Annotated in this window: 13 protein-coding genes and 1 tRNA gene; 7 read left to right on the plus strand and 7 right to left on the minus strand. The window is 61.0% G+C overall.

The window, feature by feature from the left end; all coding sequences use genetic code 11:
• Nucleotides 1–568 precede the first annotated feature (568 nt).
• A complete protein-coding gene (locus AC1DON_RS17355) occupies nt 569–1669 on the plus strand; it encodes a LacI family DNA-binding transcriptional regulator (RefSeq protein ID WP_476936073.1) in 1101 nt (366 codons plus the stop codon).
• On the opposite strand, the gene AC1DON_RS17360 is transcribed toward AC1DON_RS17355, so the two are convergent.
• Genes AC1DON_RS17360 through AC1DON_RS17370 form a run of 3 tightly spaced genes read right to left on the minus strand, consistent with a single transcriptional unit; the run spans nt 1631 to nt 5074 of the window.
• On the minus strand, nt 1631–2569 hold the full coding sequence (locus tag AC1DON_RS17360) for an ROK family protein (RefSeq protein WP_476936074.1): 939 nt from the start codon (nt 2567–2569) through the stop codon (nt 1631–1633). The two genes, AC1DON_RS17355 and AC1DON_RS17360, sit on opposite strands and share 39 nt — an antisense overlap.
• Nucleotides 2569–3738 (minus strand): glycoside hydrolase family 88 protein, encoded by a 1170-nt coding sequence (locus tag AC1DON_RS17365; RefSeq protein ID WP_476936075.1) that lies wholly within the window; start codon nt 3736–3738, stop codon nt 2569–2571. The genes AC1DON_RS17360 and AC1DON_RS17365 overlap by 1 nt, the downstream gene beginning before the upstream one ends.
• A gap of 40 nt (nt 3739–3778) precedes the next feature.
• On the minus strand, nt 3779–5074 hold the full coding sequence (locus AC1DON_RS17370) for an oligosaccharide MFS transporter (RefSeq protein ID WP_476936076.1): 1296 nt from the start codon (nt 5072–5074) through the stop codon (nt 3779–3781).
• Between the two features lie 397 nt (nt 5075–5471).
• Here AC1DON_RS17370 and AC1DON_RS17375 point away from each other — a divergent pair, with 397 nt between their 5' ends.
• From AC1DON_RS17375 to AC1DON_RS17385, 3 genes are read left to right on the plus strand one after another with little or no spacing between them, the layout of a single operon-like run.
• Entirely contained in the window at nt 5472–7409 is a 1938-nt protein-coding gene (locus AC1DON_RS17375; protein ID WP_476936077.1) for a glycoside hydrolase family 97 protein, read from the plus strand.
• A gap of 7 nt (nt 7410–7416) precedes the next feature.
• Entirely contained in the window at nt 7417–9162 is a 1746-nt protein-coding gene (locus tag AC1DON_RS17380) for a glycoside hydrolase family 43 protein (protein ID WP_476936078.1), read from the plus strand.
• 59 nt (nt 9163–9221) lie between these two features.
• A complete protein-coding gene (locus AC1DON_RS17385; protein ID WP_476936079.1) occupies nt 9222–10271 on the plus strand; it encodes a LacI family DNA-binding transcriptional regulator in 1050 nt (349 codons plus the stop codon).
• A gap of 107 nt (nt 10272–10378) precedes the next feature.
• On the opposite strand, the gene AC1DON_RS17390 is transcribed toward AC1DON_RS17385, so the two are convergent.
• Nucleotides 10379–11845: a glycoside hydrolase family protein gene (locus AC1DON_RS17390; RefSeq protein ID WP_476936080.1), complete on the minus strand. Its 1467-nt coding sequence runs from the start codon at nt 11843–11845 to the stop codon at nt 10379–10381.
• Between the two features lie 529 nt (nt 11846–12374).
• On the opposite strand from AC1DON_RS17390, the gene AC1DON_RS17395 reads away from it, so the two are divergent.
• The 3 genes from AC1DON_RS17395 to AC1DON_RS17405 all read left to right on the plus strand — a co-directional run bounded on the left by AC1DON_RS17395 (nt 12375) and on the right by AC1DON_RS17405 (nt 16607).
• Entirely contained in the window at nt 12375–15296 is a 2922-nt protein-coding gene (locus AC1DON_RS17395; RefSeq protein WP_476936081.1) for a TonB-dependent receptor, read from the plus strand.
• A 422-nt stretch (nt 15297–15718) separates the two neighbouring features.
• Nucleotides 15719–15955 carry a hypothetical protein gene (locus AC1DON_RS17400; RefSeq protein WP_476936082.1) on the plus strand — a complete coding sequence of 79 codons (237 nt, stop codon included), beginning with the start codon at nt 15719–15721 and terminating at the stop codon, nt 15953–15955.
• Nucleotides 15956–16193: 238 nt separating this feature from the next.
• Complete coding sequence (locus tag AC1DON_RS17405) at nt 16194–16607, plus strand: hypothetical protein (protein WP_476936083.1); 414 nt, start codon at nt 16194–16196, stop codon at nt 16605–16607.
• Between the two features lie 142 nt (nt 16608–16749).
• Here AC1DON_RS17405 and AC1DON_RS17410 read toward each other — a convergent pair.
• The 3 genes from AC1DON_RS17410 to AC1DON_RS17420 form a co-directional block, all read right to left on the minus strand.
• Nucleotides 16750–16825, minus strand: a tRNA-Thr gene (locus tag AC1DON_RS17410).
• Nucleotides 16826–16911: 86 nt separating this feature from the next.
• Nucleotides 16912–18435, minus strand: a complete 1524-nt coding sequence (locus AC1DON_RS17415; RefSeq protein WP_476936084.1) for a heme biosynthesis HemY N-terminal domain-containing protein — start codon at nt 18433–18435, stop codon at nt 16912–16914.
• The gene (locus tag AC1DON_RS17420) at nt 18432–19394 is read right to left on the minus strand and encodes a COG4223 family protein (RefSeq protein WP_476936085.1); all 963 of its coding nucleotides are present in this window, start codon (nt 19392–19394) and stop codon (nt 18432–18434) included. The genes AC1DON_RS17415 and AC1DON_RS17420 overlap by 4 nt, the downstream gene beginning before the upstream one ends.
• Between the last annotated feature and the right edge of the window lie 5 nt (nt 19395–19399).

A 19399-nucleotide genomic window follows, 5' to 3' on the forward strand; every position in this document is an offset into this window, starting at 1 on the left:
TCCATGAAAGGAAGTTGCTGGACCACTTATCCTCAATTGGAAAAGCCCCGCCCCAGAAGATCGGAAAAGGTTTTCTACCGAGGGAGTTTTAGACGTCGTACCTTTCGACCTACCAGCGCTCAATATGAGCAATTGGGGGTACAATTGGGGGTGTTGAGTTGTAACTGTATTTGGATACTGTATTGAGATCAATTGCTTATTTGTTTCGCTCGAGTCCTTTCCTGGCACCATCTGGGTTTCCGTCAGCGCCTGCTGATGTTTGAAAAGCCCCCTAAAATCTGATACTTTACGGGCTCCGGTGTTCGGCCGACGCAGCGGCTGTTTCACTGGATTTGCAATCTGCAGAACATAGCCATTCCGGGCTGGGCCACCGTCGCGAACCCTGTTGCGTTTCCGCTGTCTGCGTGGGGCAATTGCCTGCGCACTTTAATCGCCGCAATTGATTTCGACAGGCGATAAACTTTATGGAAGAGGTAAGGATAGAGCGAATCCTGATAAGCTCGTGGTATAAATTACCTCGTGTGCAACTTGCAAAGGCTTCAGCAGCGAATAGGATGGTGGACTGGAGATGCCTTTGACTGAGAAAACGGGTCCTGACGAAGGTCGTACCATTACGATTCATGACGTCGCACGTCATGCGGGCGTTTCACCCATGACTGTTTCTCGGGTGATCAGCCGCAAGGTCAATGTCAGAGAGCCGTTAAAAGGCAAGGTCCTCGCCTCGATCGAAGCGTTGAACTACACCGTGAACGAAGCGGCACGATCGACCCGCGCCGGTGTAACCAAGGTCTCGATCGGCATACTCTATTCAAATCCGTCGCCAGGCTATCTGAACGAAATCCTCTTGGGGGCACTCGAAGAGACGACACGGTCGGGCGGACAGCTTCTACTGGAGAGCTGTGGCGGGCTTCAATCGCAGAAGGCCGCCATGGAGCGCCTGATCAAGCAGGGCGTGGATGGTATTATCCTGCCGCCGCCGCTTTGTGACTCAGCGCCGACGGTGCATATGCTGAAGCGCGAGGGTATTCCCGTTCTTGCCCTGGCAACCGCGGCCCCGCTCGAAAATGTCTCGGCCGTGCGCATCGACGATTTCGAAGCCGCTGCCGCGATGACGAAATACCTGATTGAGCTGGGGCACCAGCGTATTGCATTCATCAAGGGCGACCCGCAGCATACGCCTACCTTGCAGCGCCTGCGCGGCTTCCAGCATGCAATGGCCGAGGCCGGCCTGGAGCTGGATGAAAGCCTGATCGCAGAGGGACTGTTCACCTATCAGTCCGGGCTGATCGCCGCGGAGCAGCTCCTGGCCCTGCGCGAGCGTCCAACCGCTATTTTCGCGTCCAATGACGAAATGGCCGCAGCTGTTATTTCGCTCTGCCATGGCATGAAGATCAAAATCCCTTACGACCTGAGCGTCTGCGGGTTTGACGATACGCCCCTGGCCACAACGATCTGGCCTCAGATCACGACGATCCACCAGCCACTGGTCAAGATGGGGCAGGCCGCCGTTGCGACGATCTCGGAGAAGATCCGCGATATTCGCCTGGGCCAGGCTTTGAAGCCGCGTCAGCTGATCCTGGAATACACCTTGCAGGAGCGGGCTTCGACCGGGCCGGTCCCGCGTCCCGAACTATTTGGGGTGTACGAAGGCGGCATCCTTCCGCGTTAAAGCCTCTTCGACTGTCCAAAGCCGGGCGGCGCCGCGGACACCCGACGAATCGCCCCACTGCGCCGGAACGATTTTCGCCGACCAGGCATCCGAAAAGACGCGGCCGCCGATGATGCCCGGCAGCCGGTCGTAGATCTCGGTGACATTGCTCAATCCGCCGCCAATCACGATGACGTCCGGATCGACGACATTGCAGACTGTGGCGAGCGCCCTGGCCAAACGACTCATGAATCTGGCGACAGCGTTTTCGGCGTTCGCGATGCCTCTGCGCGCGTCGGCGAAGATCTGCTCCGCTGACAGAGGCATCCGGGCGGTCACCAGGTAGTCCCGTTGCAAGCCTGTGCCGGAAATCCATTGCTCAAGGCAGCCATACTGTCCGCAATAGCATTGCGGGCCGGGGTTTTCCTGGGGAGATGGCCACGGCAGGGGATTGTGGCCCCACTCGCCGCCTATCCCGTTGGCGCCGGCGATAAGCCTGCCGCCTGCGACCAGACCGCCACCGCAGCCGGTGCCGAGGATGACACCGAACACGACGGTGCCGCCGGCGCCGGCGCCATCGATCGCTTCACTGAGCGCAAAGCAGTTCGCGTCGTTGGCCAGCCTGACCTCGCGACCGATGGCAACGCTCAGGTCCTCCCGGAAGCGACGGCCGTTTAGGTACAGGGAGTTCGCGTTTCGCATCACACCGGTGGTCGGCGAAATCGAGCCCGGCGTGCCGATGCCGACCGTGCCGCGCTGGCTGGTCGTGCGCTCGATCTCGTGGACCAGATCGCGTACGACGCGGATCGCGTCCTCGTAGTCGCCCGGATTGCCACGGCGAATGCGGGTGATGATCTTGCCATGAAGATCGAGCGCTGCGGCTTCGATCTTCGTCCCGCCAAAGTCTATCCCGATCTGCATTACCAATACGGCACCCAATTCTTGCGCAGGCGCACCAGGGCCTCGAGGTAGAAGTAGTCGCCCCAGATGCAGTACTCGTCGACGCCGATCTGTTTGGGCATATGGTACACGCTGTGTGCCAACAGTCCGTTGCCGGCGTCATCAGCCTTTGAGGCGTAGGTGCCGGCCAGTGACCGGACGATCGCGATGGCGCTGTCGCGGTAACGCGCCTGCTTTTCCGGGGAGGTGCAGCCGGCCAGTTCCAGCAGGCCGCAGGCCGCGATCGCCGCTGCCGAGGAATCGCGCTGCTCACCGTCATCAGTGAACACCAGGTCCCAGCAGCACACCTTGTCGGCGGGGAGCCTGGCGAGGAAGTAGTCGGCCAGGTTCTCGCTGGTGGCGATCAGCGAGGCATCCTCGAAGTAGCGGTAATTCAGCGGAAAGCCGGAAATGCCCCACGCCTGGCCGCGCGCCCAGCACGAGGAATCGGAGAGGCCCTGATGGGTGGAGCCGAACTTCGGCGCGCCCGTTGCCGGATCCATATGAAAGGTGTGGAAGGTCGAATTGTCCGGTCGGACAATGTGTTTCTGGGCTGCCTTGATGTGAGACCGGGCAGCGTCTGAAAAGCGCGCATCTCCCGTCTCGTCGGCCGCCCAGTAGAGCAGCGGCAAGTTCAGATTGCAGTCGATGATCATGCGGCCGGCCTCGTCAAGGTCCGACAGGTCGCCCCAGGCCTGGATAATTCCAGCCTGTGGCAGGTAGCGATCCAGCAGGCGATGGGCGGCTTCCAGGGCGGCTTCGCGGGCCACGGGTGAGCCCGTCAGGCGCCAGGACGCGACGCACGACAGCGAATAGAGGAAGCCCAGGTCGTGGTGATTGATATTGACGGCCTGGAATACACGGTGGTGGAAGCTGTCGACCTGCTTTTGTGCGATGTCGCGGTACCTGTTCTGCCCGGTCAGCTCATAGGCCAGCCAGAGCATGCCGGTCCAGAAGCCGTTGGTCCATTCGGTATTGTCCATTGCCGCGTAGACGCCGTCTACGCTGGATGGTTCAGGCCAGGCATCGGTAAAGGCCGGCAGTGCCGCGTCGATACGCGCCAGGGCGTCTGTAATGGCAGAGTCGAGAAAGGCGAGCGACGCGTCAGCGTTCGGGCTGGGCGGCGCGTCCGTGGGGGAGGCGAGAGGCATGGTTCAAACGCTTTTATCGAGAGGCATGGTTCAAACGCTTTTATAAGGTGACGTCGCTGGCTGCGTCGCTCGTGCCGGGGGGAGGCGCACTGGCCGGTTTGGTCAGTATGGAGGGGTCGCGGGCGAGGATGAAGATCGACGCCGCCCAGAAAATGAGGGCCCCAAGACCGATCAGCAGGTAGGTGTGCTGAAACCCGATAAGGTCGTAGGACTTGCCGACGGGCTGGGACAGGATGGCCAGGCCCAGCGAGTGGCCGAAGCTGACGCCAACGAGGTAGATGGTCGAGGACACGCGCGACTCGAAATGGGCGGCGATGTAGCGGAAGATGGAGACCGCCAGGATCGGCAGTTCGATCGAATGCAGCATTTTCATGCACGAGATCAGGACCGGGCCGGTGACCAGGCCTGAGCCGGTAATGCGGATGATCATGATGCCGGAAGCCAGCAACAGGCCGCGCTTGATCCCGATAAAATTGACGATGAACGGCGCAATGAAGAACATGCCCGCCTCGACAAAGATCTGCGCCGAGTTCAGCCGGCCGAACATCTCGCGGCCCAGTTGCTCCGTCGGGAACTGCGAGGCGTAATAGACCGGAAACTGCTGGTCAAAAACGAGATAGAGATTGGTGACGCCCAGGATCAGCACCATGAAGCCCCAGAATTTGGGCAGGCGCAGGACCTCGAGTGCATCGCGGACCTTCAGGGAGGATGACGCCATAACCTCGTCTTCGCTGGTCTTGATTTTCACGAAGGCGAGCGCGCTCAGGAGGACGACAGCCGTGGCCGAGGCGATGAAAAAGTTGATATGCGGGTCGATATTGAACAGACTGCCGGAGAAGAAGGCGGCGCTGGCGAAGCCGAGCGAGCCCCACATCCTGACGCGGCTGTACTCAAATCCGTACTTGCGGCCGACGCGGTCCGTGAAGGACTCAAGCGCGAATGAACCCGCCGCAAAGGTGAGGCCGATATAGGCGCCGCCCAGGCTGGCGCCCAGCATGAGATTGGAGCGCAGCAGGGGCTCATAGAGATAGATGAAAAAGAAGCCGCAGGCCCCGACCATCAGGGCCAGGAACAGAAGGACGTGGCGGCGGTATCCGACCTTGTCCGAAATAAAGCCGTACAGCGGCTGGCTTATCAGGGCGGCGACGAAGTTGGCGGCGAAGACGATGCCCGTCTGCTCGCCCGTCAGTCCAAGCGTGCTTTTCAGCCAATTCGACAGGAGCGAGATGCTCATGGCCTGGGCGGCGAAGTAGGCGAACATATAGACACTGAGGAGTGCGTATATCTTCCTTTTGTCCTTCACTTCCGTCAGGATCGCTTGGGGAAACGAGGTCATAACCTACCTGCTGTGCACGGGGCTTTGCCCCAATTTTATTAGCGCTGTTTTGATATCGATATCAGACGTTTATGTTGAAGTCCATCGCTTGTGCCGGAATTTTGGATCAGTCCGTGCTTTTATAGTGTGATGGGTGAATGATTTCTAACACGCTGCGCTATAGTCAGGCATAATTGGACTTGATATCGATATCAGGTCGTGTAGGCTTGAGCCCAAGACATAATGAAGAGCACCGGGCAGGCTGCGATGCGCCGTTCCGACCTGTCAATTTCCGTTTGGGTCAGGCTGTGAAAGGTTGCAGGGTGTGCAGGCCGACGGCTTAGTCCGGGCGGCTAGCCGGCATGGCTCGACAGGTAGGAATTCTGCGGAGATACTGGCGATGCCAACACGGCGTGAAATGATGGCTTTCACCGCGGCCGGCATTGCGGGGGCAAGCGGCACATCGGTCGCCGCTGAGCCTTCGGACAAGAAGACCGCCCACGCGATCTCCTCGCCCGATGGTCGGCTGACGGTCTCCGTAACCGCAGCGGGGGAAGTGCCAACATGGGCCATCGCCTATGACGGCAGGCCTGTGCTCCAGCCATCGCTGCTCGGACTGTCCCTGAGTGCGCAGCGCCGCGTATTGGGCTTCGACACGCTTGAGGTCATTGATGCTGCGATCCGGAACATATCGGGGAACTGGGTGCCGCTCAATGGGCAATCCAGCCGCTATGACCAGGCCTCGGCCGAACTGACGCTCACCTTGCTGGACCGGTCCGTGGGCATTCGCTTCGCGATCATCGTCCGCGCCTTCAATGGCGCCGCGGCGGTCCGGTATCAGATACTGAGCGCGCCGAATGCCAAGGCTGTCACGCTTGATGGCGAGCGGACGGTCTTTCAGTTTCCGGCGTCGGCGCAAGTCTATGCCAGCCGCGACGAGGGCGATATCCATGTTTCTTCGCAGGCCGATATCGCGCCGCTGGAGCATCCCGACCTGACCGGTTCGTCGGACAAGGGCCGGCTGGCCGATCTTCCGCTGACGGTTGATATCGGCAACGGCCTGTACGCCGTCGTCGCGGAGTCCGACCGGCTGCACTACCCCCGCGCCATGGTAGCGCCTTTGTGTGCGCCCGCAATCGTCACGCACCTGATGGCCTATCCGGGCCGGGCAACAGGGTGGGGAGGGCCTGGCGATACGCCGCCCCAGGCCGACTTTGACATCGCGGTCGGCCAGAAGACGCCGTGGCGCATCGTCATGGTCGCCGACAGCGCCAAAGGCCTGATCGAGCGCCATCACATCGTGCCGACCCTGGCGACGCCTAACCAGTTGGGCGATGTGTCGTGGATCAAGGCCGGTCACATGTTCCGGATCATGAAGCCCTATTCGACCGAGGCTTCGCTGCGCGCCGTCGATTTTGCCAGGGCGCACAATATCAAATACGTCCTGTTCGATGCCCATTGGTACGGCGACGGAACCGACGCTTCGGAGCCGACCTATCCGATCGCCGCGCTCGACCTGCAAAAAGTCATCGACTACGGCAAGTCCAAGGGCATTGGCGTCGTCCTCTACATCGACCGCGTCGCCGTGACCCGCGCGCTGGATGACATGTGCCGGCTCTATCAGAAGTGGGGCGTGGCCGGTGTGAAGCTGGGCTTCATGTGGGAGGGGCGCCAGGTCGATGTCGATTTCATCTACAAGGTCGTCAAGGCGTTCGGTGAGCACGGCATGGTCGTCAACCTGCACGACAACCTGCGGCCGGCCGGGCTTGAAACCACCCTGCCGAACTACCTGACGCTTGAAGGCGTAAAGGGCAATGAGCAGTTCCCGCCGGCCCGCCATAATGTCAACCTGGCCTATACGCGCTCGGTCGTCGGGCCGATCGACTACACGATCTGCTACGCCCAGGAACGCAACCAGACGACCAATGCGCATCAGCTGGCCCTGGCCGTCACCTGCTACAGCCCCCTGTCGATGCTCTACTGGTACGACAAGCCCGAGAAGTATGCCGGCAAGGCGTGGCCCGAGCTTGCCTGGTTCGATAGCGTGCCGACCACCTGGGACGAAACCCGGGCGCTTGCCGGTGCGCTCGGTGAATACGTTATCATTGCCCGGCGCAAGGGCGACCTCTGGTACCTGGGGGCGATCACCAACGAGATGGAACGCCGGGTAGAGGTCGATCTGTCCTTCCTCGGCCAGGGCAACTGGTCGGCGACCCGTTACATGGACGGCACCCTGTCGCGGCCGGCCAACACAACGCCTGTCGTGATCGGGAACAAGACCGTCACCTCGGCGGATCGCCTGAAGCTTCAGCTGAATGCGGCCGGCGGCCAGGCCATCCGCTTTGCGCGTATCTGAGAGACCTATGACCTGGAAGCCTTTGGCACTTAGCTGTTGCCTCGTCTCAGCCATCGTAACCCCGGCAAATGCCGCTGAACCGCCTCTGGTCCAGCCGGCGGCCTCCCTGCCGCCGGGAATCTGGAGCCCGGATCAGGGGGACGGTACCTATATCAACCCGGTGCTCCAGGGTGACTATTCGGACCCCGATGCCGTGCGTGTCGGCGACGACTACTATCTGACGGCGTCGAGCTTCACCAACGTGCCGGGCCTGCCGATCCTGCATTCGAAAGACCTGGTCAACTGGACCCTGATTGGCCACGCGCTGGCGCGGAACGTGCCGGACAGCCACCATTCGGTGCCGCGCCACGGCGGCGGAGTGTGGGCGCCGGCGATCCGGCATCACGCCGGGACATTCATGATCTACTACCCGGACCCCGACTTCGGCATCTTCGTCGTAACGGCGACCGACCCAAAAGGACCGTGGACGACGCCTGTCCTGGTCGATGGTGCCAAGGGAGCAATCGATCCGGCGCCGTTCTGGGACGATGACGGCCAGGCTTATCTGGCCATGGCCTTTGCCGGTTCGCGCGCGGGTTTCAACAATGTCATCCGCATCAAAAAGATGAGCGCTGATGGGACGCGGGTGGTCGACGACGGCATCGATGTCGTCGATGGTGGCAAGCTTCCCAAGGTCAGGACCTCGCAGGGCGACAAGCCGTGGTTCACGCTGGAAGGGCCAAAGCTCTACAAGCGCAATAGCTGGTACTACATCTTTGCGCCCGCCGGTTCGGTCAAGGGGGGCTGGCAGGGTGTGTTCCGGTCGCGGTCGATCCAGGGGCCGTATGAGGCGCGGAGCGTGCTGGACCAGGGCGTCACGGAGCTCAATGGTCCGCACCAGGGGGCGTGGGTCGATACGCCGGGCGGCGAAAACTGGTTCCTGCACTTTCAGGACACCGACTCCTATGGCCGCCGCGTCCTGCTGCAACCGATGGTCTGGGGCAAGGACGGTTGGCCGATTATTGGAGAGCGCCAGAACGGGGAGGCTTTCGGTCAACCCGTGACGCGCTATCGCAAGCCGGATGTCCCGCAGCAGCCGCGCGCGGTGCCGGTCGTGAACGATGCGTTCGGCGATGGCTATCACCTTGGCTGGCAATGGAGCGCCAATCCAGGTGAGGACTGGGTCGATTGCTCGGTCAAGGGCAAGCTGCGTCTCAAATCGGTGTCGTCGTCGGCCAATTTGTGGGAGGCCGGCAACCTGCTGACCCAGAAGCTGCCCGGCATGACCTTCAGTGCGACGACGCAGCTGTCTCTGAACGCCAACCTGCCCGGCGAACGCGCCGGCTTGCTGGTGCTGGGCTACGACTATGGCTGGATCGGGCTTGAGAAGACAGCGGATGGCGTACGGCTGGTTCAGGTCAGCCGGCCCCGCTCCAATCTGGGTGGCGCGGAAACCGTGCTCACCGCTCCCGTGCAGGTCAATGGCCCTGTCTGGGTTCGCGTCAGGTTCGAACCGGTCACAGTTGCCGAGCCCGTGCCGAATTTCGCCGACTACTGGCCGTCGATGCTCAGGTCTACCCACGCGCGGGTGACCTTCAGCTACAGCCTGGATGGCCAGGCGTTTACCCCGATCGGACCAGGCATGACCACGCAGCCCGGCCGCTGGGTCGGCACGCAGGTCGGACTGTTTGCTCAGGCGTCGTCCGGAACACCCGCCTTTGTGGCGACCCGTGTCGGATACGCCGAGTTTGAAGCGTTCACCGTGGCCGAGTGACGGGCGCGACCAGGTTAGGGATTGATAAGGTGCGCAAGCAAAAAACGTTGAGAAACAAAGTGCCCGCGGATCAGGGAGGCAGTGTCACGATCCATGACGTCGCAAGGCATGCCGGCGTCTCGTCCATGACCGTGTCGCGCGTTATCAACCAGAATGTCAATGTGCGGGAACCGCTGAGGGAGCGCGTCCTGGCGTCGATCAAGGCGCTGAACTACTCCATCAATGTCGCTGCCCAGTCGACGCGCGCGGGCCTTGGCGGTGTCCGTATCGGGATCTTGTATTCTCATCCGTCCGCATCCTACCTGAACGAGATCATGCTGGGTGGCCTTGAGCATGCATCTAAGCTCGGGGCCCAGCTGATCCTCGAAAAGTGCGGCGGCCTGCAATCCCAGAAGAATGCGGTCAACCGGCTGGTCGAAGCCGGTGTCGACGGGGTGATCCTGCCGCCGCCGCTGTGCGACTCGGAGGCGACGGTTCAGATGCTGAAGCGCGCCGGTATCTCCGTGCTCGCCCTGGCGACGGCACGGCCATTGCCGGACGTGTCGGCGGTGCGGATTGACGACTTTCAGGGGGCGCTGGCCCTGACGCGGCACCTCGTCCACCTCGGTCATCGCCGCATCGGCTTCATAAAGGGCGACCCAAGCCACACGCCAACCGACGTCCGCTACAAGGGCTTCCTGGCGGGCCTTCGGGAAGCCGGCCTGCCGTTGGTGGAAGATCTCGTCTTGCAAGGCCAGTTTACCTACAGGTCGGGGCTTGAGGTCGGCCGCGACCTGCTCGACCGGCACGACCGGCCGACGGCCATATTTGCCTCCAACGACGATATGGCAGCGGCCGTGCTGGCGGTCGCCCACGGCATGGGCATCTCCATACCCGATGAGCTGAGTGTCTGCGGATTCGACGACACGCCGGTCGCGACCACGGTCTGGCCTCAACTTACCACTGTGCATCAGCCGATCGTGGCCATGGGCCGCAGCGCCGTCGGCACCATCCATGACAAGATCCGGGCATTGAAGCAGGGGGAGGACAGCCGGCCGACCCACCAGCTGATGAAATTCATGCTCATGCACCGGGGGTCTACCGGCCCCGCGCCGGACAAGCTGATCTAATCTTTTGTTGGGTGGCGATATTTAAGGCGAAAACCGCTTCACACTTTTCGCCATATCGCTCTAATCGTCGCCTGGCCGGCTTCGAGAGGGCCAGCCAGGTAACGGCCTTATTTGAAGGTGATGCCTTCGACATGGGAGCCAATGTCGAGCAGGCCGGGCTCGGCGCGGGTGATCTTCTTTCCGGCAACGGTCACATTGTCGATCGTGATGTCACGCACCGTCCGGTCGGGCGCATAGCCCCGGATCAGGGAGGCAGCGGCCGCGCCCTTACCGGTATAGGCAATATTGCGAAGCGTGACGCGCTCGATGCCCCGGCCCGGGCTTGTATTGTACTTCTGGTTATAGAGGACCTGGAGGCTGAACAGCTTGCCCTCCTCGATGCGCTCGACACGCCAGTCTTCGAACGTGATGTCGCGGACGAGATTATCGTCGCCGACCATCAGCCCGATGGCGCCCTGGTAATCGTCTTCATCCTCGTCATGGTCCAGCACGTCGATATCGCGGAAGACGACGCGTTCGATCACTTCGGGTTCCGGATGCGCGGGAGACGGCGTATTGCCGTGGATGCCGATCATGACGTTGTGCGCGATGTCGGCCCACAGGGTCGAATGGGTAACGGTGACGTCGCGCGTGTCGCCCCAGGTGTCCCACCGGTGGTTATAGAGGGTGATATTGTCGTCGGACGTGCGGATGAAGGCGCCGGATATCCTGACCCGCTGGCAACCAAAATGCCCCAGGCCATCGGACCACTGGCCCCCGCCGATCGTCCGGATATTCAGTTCTTCGATATCCTGGGAGGCGTGGCACGCCATGGTGCCGTTGGTTTGATTGATGAAGATCAGCCCGTCCAGCGAGATCTTCCTGGAATTCCGGATCTGCATGCCGCCGGCGGCGTCAAACAGGCCGTCGCTGATCACTTTCACGTTCTCGACGCCGTCAATGATCAGCGGGCTGCGCAGCATTGCCGAGCCGTCAATATAGACGGTCGTGTTCGACCGCAGCCTGAGATCTCCGGAATAGATACCAGGGCCGAAATAGACGACGGGCTGGGTCAGGTCGGGTGTCTTGGCCAGGCCGATGTCATAGGGCGAGGCTGGGCGCTGCGGAAAGGCAGGCCAGTCGCGCCGGATGGCGTGGGTAAAGAGGTGGAGGTTGTGGTGGCGGTCGCCGTCGAACTCGATGCTGAGGTTCTCCGGCTTTTGCAGGGTAAAATAGACGACGCCGTCCCTTAGGGTGTGTTTCACTCCCTTGGCGGTCGGCCGGATATCAACCTTCGAGACGGTACCGTTATTCTTCTGGACGGAGACCTCAACGGCGCCGTCAAAATTGAAGTACACCATGGAGGCGTCTTTTTGCGGCCGGTCGTAGTCGACCTTGACATTGTACTCGTACACATCCTGCCACTGGCCGCCAGGGGTGCGCACCCGGACGGTGAAGTCGTCATTGTGGTGGCTATAACGGACGGGTTGAGGGAACGGAAACACCTCGACCTGGGATACTGCCGCTTCGGCGCTGGCCGTCAACATACTGGCCAGCAACCAAACTGTGGCGGTGATTATGTCCCTCTTGCCCATGCGGTCTCTCCTGTGCTCTGAACGCCTTGCAAAAGGCTTTCCGGTTATTTTGGATATCGATATCAAATCTCCGGGTCCGTGTCACTTTCCACGATCGCATTTTTCGCAAATGCCCCTTCATCATGCTGCGGCTTTTTCGCGTATTGGAATCCTAATATGTGAAATTTTATCGATCTGGATCGGCGATTTGATCGCGTCGGGAAATTATTTATACGACATTTCAAAAACTTATTTTCATATTATGAATCAATAACATTTTCAGGTGACCGTTTTGTGATAGCGTTGTCAAATGGTATTTTTTTGCATGGTTGGTTGTGTTTAAAATGTCTCATATCGATTTCTCATATTCGGTGCCCGATTGACGCGTTCACATGCCGGGTGTATTTCAAAGGTAACTGGTATCGATATCAGAATGGCTTCTGATTAGGTGCGAGAGACAATCCAGCATCCGTCCTTGGGCGACGGAAACGATAAAATGCGGGCGTGGCCACAGGCTGACGACCAACGCGAACAAAATGAGGAAACCAACATGAAGAATATTCGATCTTTTTCAATGCAGGCTTTTGGGCAGGTGTCGGGCCTGGCCGTGCTCACGGCGCTGGCGGCATCCGGCGCCTATGCGCAGGACGTACCGGCGACGGGTAGCGCCGCGTCCGGGGACGTGGTCGTTGTCACCGGCATGCGCGCCAGCGCGCGCTCGAACGTCTCACTGAAGCGAAATGCGTCCGAAGTCGTCGATTCGATCACGGCCGAAGACATCGGCAAGTTGCCGGACAACAACGTGTCCGAGACGCTGACGCGCATTCCGGGTGTCCAGGGTTACCGTTATGCGGGTGAGGGCGCCTCGCCCGGCGGCTCCGGTTCGGGCGTCACCATTCGCGGCCTGTCGGGCCAGACGGCGTCCCAGATCAACAGCCGCGTCTACTTCACCGCCGGCAACCGTGAATTCAATGTCGAAAGCGCCATCCCGGCGATGATCGCGGGTATCGACGTCTACAAGAACCCGTCGGCGGAGCATATCGAGGGCGGCATCGGCGGCCTGGTCAATATCCGCACACGGAACCCCAGCGATTTCAAGCGCCTGACCGTGTCCCTGGGCGCGACGCTCCGCTATAACGACCTGGAGAACGGCTCCGACCCGGAGGTATTCGGCCTGGTCGCGAACAAGTGGGACCTGGCCGACGGTGGCCGTATCGGCTTCCTGGCTGCGGCGGTGACGTCCGCAAGCACCGGGCGCTCAGACAACAACCCGGCCAATGGCGGGGCGAACTTCAAGCGGGCCATCCGCGCCGACAGTGCCGAATACCTGACGACGGCCGGCGCCAATCACGCCTATGACGGCCGTTCTGACACCTGGTTCCTGGCCAGCCTGCCGTCCACGGGGGTAAACCAGCCGAACCTGACCGGCCTGACGGCGGACCAGATCAGCAATGTCATGGTCGGTACCGCCCTGACCAACAATCAGTTCCAGGAAACCATCTATCGTACGCGCAAGGGCCTGAGCCTCGCCGCTGACTATCGCGTGAATGATGCCTTACGTTTCTACGCTGACTATAACTACACCTATTATCAGTATCATCAGAACTACCGTGGCCTGAACTCGGTCGACAACCAGACGGTGCAGGGCCTGACGACGTCGCCGTTCGAATACACGGAAGGTTTGGCAAATCGTAACAGCAACGGCGGAAGCGATGACGTTCTCGTCTCCAAGCGCCTTGCCGGCGCGACCTTCCTGAACTCGACGCTGACCTCCGTCAGCGGCGATGAGCACACGCCCTATACGACCTGGACGGCCGCCGGCGGCGTCGAGTGGTCGCCGACCGCGCGCCTCAGCCTCAAGGCGGACGTGATGTACATCAAGGCCGATCGGACGGTCGACAACCGGTCGATCAACATGGTGTCGGGCGCTGGCAAGACTTGGACCATTGTCCGTGGCGTCGATGGCGCCCCGCATACCTTCGATATCGTTGGGTCCAGCCTGGCGGATCCGGCCAACTGGGTGCTCAAGGACTATCAGAACGGCAATCACTCGGTCTGGGACGACAATGGTCATGCCATCGCGCTCAGCGGCAAGTACGAACTCGACGGCGTCCTGAAGGCGATCAAGTTCGGCTTCCGCAACGCGCATCAGGAAAGCACGTTCAAGAATTTCAACGTTTCCGCCAAGCCGCTGACGACCAATGGCGTGGCGCTGGCGGGCGACTTCTCGAATGCCATCTACGGCACCAGCATGCAGGACCTCTTTATCACGGCGCCAGGGAACTTCATGCGCGGCAAGGCGGGATACCCGGGCGGTTTCCTGGCGGTCGATTCCGACGCGCTGTTGGGCGACAACATCCGCAATCGCTTCGGACTGGCCGGCATTCCTGCCGATGCTTCGCTGCCCGAAGCTGTCGCCAGCCGCCGCTTCGTCGAAGAAGACACGAATGCCGTCTACCTGATGGGCGAGTTCGAACTGTTTGACGCCAAGCTTAAGGGCAATGTCGGCGTCCGCTACGTCACGACGGATGGTCATGCCATCGCCGGCCTCCCCAGCACCGGCCTGAGCCAGACGACCTCGTACAGCAACACGCTGCCGTCCCTGAACGCGACCTACTACTTCGCGCCGGACTTCCTCCTGCGTTTCGGCTATGGCAAGGGCCTGACGCGCCCGGGTCTCGACCAGCTCAACCCCAGCCTGACCTATTCGACGACGTCGGGCACGGGCGGGGCCGGCAACCCGAACCTGCGGCCGCAACTGGCGGACAGCTATGACCTGTCGCTTGAGCGCTATTTCAGCAGCACGAACTATCTGTCGGCGGCCCTCTTCCAGAAGGATATCGACAGCTTCTTCTACGGGATCGCGACCTGTGAAACGATTGCAGGGGCTCCGGCGCCAACGCCGGTAACGCCGACCGGATGTCCGTCGCCCCAGTACCTGATCACACGCACGATCAATGCCGAGCCGGGCTGGGTCAAGGGGATCGAACTGGCGGGCCAGTACTTCTTTGACGACCTGGAAGGCATCTGGAGCCACTTCGGCGTGTCGGGTTCGTACACCTACGTCGATACGGCGCTGCCGGTGAACTTCGGTACGGCGGCCGTCCCACGCTTCGTCGTCCTGCCCCAGCCGATGCAGTCGAAGCACAATTACAGCCTGTCGGGTATCTACGAAGACAGCAAGCTCTCGGCACGTGTCGTCTATACCTGGCGGTCTGACGCGATCCTCTTCGGCGCAGCGACCAACCCGATCGATGGGCGCTACATCAAGGCCTATGGCGTGCTGGATGCCTCGCTGAACTACAAGATCAACGAGCAACTGACCCTCTCGCTGAATGCCCTCAACCTGACAGACAGTGCGTTAAACCGCAATGTCGGTGAGCCGGGTGGGTATGAAACCGATGTCGAGCGTCAGCATTTTCTGAATGGTCGCAACTATAATATCAGTCTGAGATACAAGTTCGGAGGGTAGGCTCAAATTATAGAAAGTAATGTGCGGCCTTCGTAAATAACGGAGGTCGCTTTTTTTATGTAAATATGTGCATTGCAATTTGATACCGATATCAGAATATTGTATTCTGTAGCTCGCAAGGAAATCCCTTGTGGCATCTGTTCCCATGATCGAAAAATACACTCCCTGTTTTTTCGATCATCCTCTCTTGCCGCAGCTTGAAATGGCTGCGGTTTTTTTTGACTGCGCCGCAGGTGTCCGTTCTGCAGGAGCGCGATCCTTCATCAGACGAGGTGTCCGGCGTGGAGGGAGCATACGCGTTCGGGCTGTCCCTGTTCAGGCGGTGGTTCACAAATATTTTCGCAGGGATTAACAGGGCGGCAACTCAACACCGGTTATAAGGTAGACCGTTCCATCCCGCCTTTTTCCGACGTTTGTTTGTGATGTCTGACCTGCTGCAAAATTCAAATCCCGAACCGTCTCCAAACGAAGCGACCGATCCGGTTGCCCTGGCTACACGCATGATGGTCCTTGGAGAGCATGTGAAACTGGCCGCGCAAAAGGCCAACCTGCTGTTCGACATGGGGCTGAGCCAGACCGAGGGGTTCCGCGCGGCCCGCGCCGATTACGAAGCCAAGATGGCGGACTATAACCGCGTGCGCGAGCTATTGGGCGATTAGAGCGATATGGCGAAACGACGTTCGGCGTAGCCCAAGCGTCAGCGGTTTCGCTAAAATATTTCAACAAAACAATATCTTAGGCCGGATGGTATTTTCGTCTAAAATCATTCCGCGCTAGCAACTCTTCTTGATACGGTTTTTGACCATTCACAGTTTCGTGCGACGCGTGCCGGGCAGGGCAAGTGCGCGTTAATCACCTTTATGGGATAACCGGTCGTGTAAGATGAGCCTGTGTTCAATGAAAAAGTATAGATTTACCTTTGTCGTCGATATCCCGAGTTCCCTCATTGTTATTCGCTATTCCGGTCGGATTGAGGGGGTGGATCTGCGCGAAAGCATGGTGGATCACCTGCGTGGCTTTGAGAACGCCTGGCGGTATGACTGCATTTTCGACCTGGGCGATTACGTCGCCACCTTCACCGATGCCGACAACGAAGAGGTCGGACGAATCTGGTTTGAATTGACCAAAGGTCGCGATGTCGGACGAAGAACCGCAATCGTCAGCGACTATCCGGCAATGGAAGCCCGGTTAAGCCGGCTGCAAGCGCCATTTCCGTATCGGGACTATGCCTTTTTCAACAATTTTGAAGCGGCCCTGAATTGGATCAATGGTTTGGGCGGAGCCGCCATTGACGATGCGCAATTCATTTAGCCTGGTCATCGTGACGTTCCTGCTCTTGCTTCAGGACATCAGCTGAATGTCGGCAAACGGCAGCACACTGCGGTCAATGCGTGTCTAAACTAACAAAGTTGTTAGATTTTTCACCCTGTCGCTGACTCGGCGAACAAGGTGATGGTGCCGCTTAGGTGACTCGAACACCTGACCCCCTCATTACGAATGAGGTGCTCTACCGGCTGAGCTAAAGCGGCCCGGAAGTACGCGAAGGCCTATATGGCTCGCGGACAGGGGCGTGTCATTACACAACTGCATGCCCCTTGCCAAGGGGATATTGCTTTTATTTCACAGCCTTCGGTGCGCGGACCTTGCGGACCGGTTTGGCACGCGCGGCTTCGGCTTCATCGAGGTCCTGGCCGGTGATGGCGGCGTCGAACCCCCCGGGATCGTCCGGCAACGGCACGTTAGCGGAGCGCTTTTGGGCCGCCTTGATGAACGGCATGGACGGCACGTAGCGCGACGGCAGGTCAGGCAATTCCGGCAGGCCCTTTTCGCCGCGTTCGAAGCGCGGGTGGACCAGGGTCGCCGTGCCGGCAAAGGTTAGGATCAGGTTCGACCAGTCAGCGGCGCCGTACTCAAACGCGCGGCCTTCGGCGTCGATGTCCGCCCACTCGGGATCGGACTTGGCGATGGTGGCGCGGGCCGCCCAGGCACGCGCCGTGTCCATGTCCTGAAGCGCCGACGCGCCCCGCGCCAGCACCGCGCAGCCCCGCTTGGTCAGGGTGTCGGGTGTGCTGTCGTTTTCCAACGCTTTCACGGCGTCAGCGATGTCCTGGCGTGCGCCGGTCAGCAGCGCGCGTTCGACCTGAAGGATGCGGCTTTCGCGGTGTTTCGGATTGCGGTCGATCAGCCCCTGCAGACGGCGGGCGCGTTCGCGTGGGGTCTCGTCCGACACCAGGTCGCGATAGCTGAGCCACAGGGCGGGGTGCGGACGGGCCGCCCACGCGGCTTCCAATACGTCTTCGGCGCGGCCGAGCTTGTTGGCCTTGGACAGCAGGCGTGAGGCGATGACGGCGGCCGGCGTAAACTGCGGCTGCAGTTTGGCGGCGCGGACGGCGTAGTCGAGTGCCTGGGTCTCATCGGTCGCTTCGACGCCGGCGGCCGAGGCCACCATAAGTGATGCCTTGGCGCGTTCGGAGAAGATGGGCGAGATTAATTTACGGGTCAGGGCGCCATCGATCAGGGCCAGGGCTTCGGACCACTCGCCAGCCTCAAGGCGTGCTTCGAACAGGGTCTCGAACGCCCACATGGCGGGCTTCGACTGGCTATAGGCTTCGGTCGCCAGCTTGACGGCTTCGGCCTTGTCGCCCTGACTTTGCGCCAGCTGCATCAGGCCCTTGAGCCCGGCGAGCTTCAGTTCCGGCACGCTCTGCATGGCGGTATAGGCGGCGCGGGTGGCGGTGACGTCGCCGGAGGTTTCAGCCGCCATTGCGGTCAGGATGCGGACGAGGGCAACATTGTCGCACAGATCGAGCGCCTTTACGGCGTTGCGGCGGGCTTCATTGCCATCGCCCGAGGCGACGCTCAGGAAGCCTCGCGTCAGGACTTCGTCGCCCTGGCGGCGGCGTGTTTCGGCACGGGCGCGCTCGGCGCGTTGCGGCGATCGCGACAGCCACAGGGCCAGGTTCCAGAAGCAAACGGCGCAGAAGGCCAGGACGCCGATAATGCTGACGGCGGCGGCCGCCGAGGTGTCGATGCGGTAGTTGAGCCAGACCAGGCTGGCCGCGCCGGGATCGCCGATCAGGCCGATGCCGGTCGTGACCAGGATGGTGATGCCGAGTAGGATAAGGAGGGTGCGGATCACAGCGCGGCTCCGGTATCGCTGGCTTTCGCAAGTTTCTGCAGAGTCAATTGCGTCAGGCGCAGGGTCGTGCCGTCGACGAGAGCGCGGGCGCGGGCCTTGTCCAGCCAGGGCTTCAGCGCCTTCTGGCCTTCCGGCGGCAGGGTGTCGAGATAGGCGAGCGCGCCCTTCAGGTCGCCCTGGTTCAGGCGGGTCTCGGCGCGGACCAGGGTCGCCTGGACGCCCTTGCCGTTGAGATTGTCGACGCGGCGAACCGAGACGAGCGAACTCAGCGCATGGCGGGCGCGCTCGAACAGGCTGTCTTCGCTGCCGGCGGCCTTGGCGGCGATATTGGCCTTGGCAGCGGCCTGCGGGAATTCGATGGCCAATTGGGTTTCGGACGGAACGCCGCGTTCAGCGACGGCGCGCAAGGGCGCGGTCAGGGCCGGGTCATCGAAGGCCGGCTCGACGGCGGCCAGTTCGTTGAGGAAGGGCTCGGAAGAGTGGGCTTTCAACTGCAGGGCGGCGGCGGCATTGGCGGCGGCGGCGGCGCGGGCCAGGGCGCGCTGGTTGGCTTCCAGCCGGTCGAGGCGCTGCGACAACTGGGTCAGCAGGGCCGGATCGGCATAGGTCGGAACAGGGGCGGGCGGGACCGGCGAGATGGTTTCGGCCGGAGCAGCCGGTGCGGCCAGGCGGCTTTGCAGGGCGATAATCTGGCTCTGCAACTGGGCGATCTGGGCATCCTTGGCGGGGGCGGCGGCGACAACAGGTGGCTGAGCGGCGTTTTTCGTCTGGTTTAGCTTCCAGGCAAAGGCGGCGACCAGGATGATGAACATCAGGGCCAACGGGATGGAGAACATGATGAACATGCGCGTTGCGGCCGCGGTTGGGCTGGGCTGCGGCTTGCCGTAAGACATGTCCGAAGGGCTCAGGCCGCTATCGGAATAGGTATCAGATGCGGCTGTTTGCAGCGGCTCGGTCATGTTCT

The organism is Asticcacaulis sp. P4_H10 (genome assembly GCF_056400965.1).